1 protein-coding gene is annotated in these 566 nt (G+C 32.0%); it reads left to right on the top strand.

Annotated features, from left to right (window positions below):
* Positions 1 to 349: 349 nt before the first annotated feature.
* Positions 350 to 566, top strand: a 217-nt coding sequence (locus tag HMPREF9441_RS16130; protein WP_008622968.1) for a hypothetical protein, incomplete at its 3' end; no start/stop codon positions are given.

The raw sequence follows: 566 nt of genomic DNA, 5'->3' as shown, positions 1-566 counted from the left end.
AATGTAAATGGTAAAAAAGAATTGTTTAAATTAGAGATACCTTATAACAAAGAGTTTTGGGAAACCCAAAACCAATTGCCTCTTACCAATGAAATGCGTAACTTTATCAATAAAGCTCATAACCAAAAAGAATATCGTGTAATATCTAATTTTTAAAGATACTGATATGGTTAGCATTTAGTAGTTAATAATGAGTAACTTAGGTATTCTTTCTGACGGCTAACGACTAAAGACTAACCACTATTTTTGGTCATTTTCAAAAAAAGTTGTACTTTTGCCGCCGAAATAATTTTAAGCAGGTGTTTTTCCGCACGGAAAAACGCTGTCAGTCTTAAAGAAAACAACTTATATGAATTTACAAAAAAAGAGGTATTTATTTGTGATTATGGTATTTTTCTTTTTAGGATTTACCATTAAAGATGAAGAAACTAAAGCTACTGTTGTACCAACCAATTTCTTAGTAGAAACTCCTCAGCTGGCTACCGCTATGCCAGAAGCTACCAATAATGAGGAAACTATTACTTTCAGTGCCCTACACGCTGGTAAAACCTTTGTAGGATTTAAAG

This window comes from Paraprevotella clara YIT 11840 (assembly GCF_000233955.1).
Lineage (GTDB): Bacteria > Bacteroidota > Bacteroidia > Bacteroidales > Bacteroidaceae > Paraprevotella > Paraprevotella clara.
The sequence above is the reverse complement of the archived record's forward strand: the minus strand, read 5'-3'. Positions and strand labels throughout refer to the sequence as shown.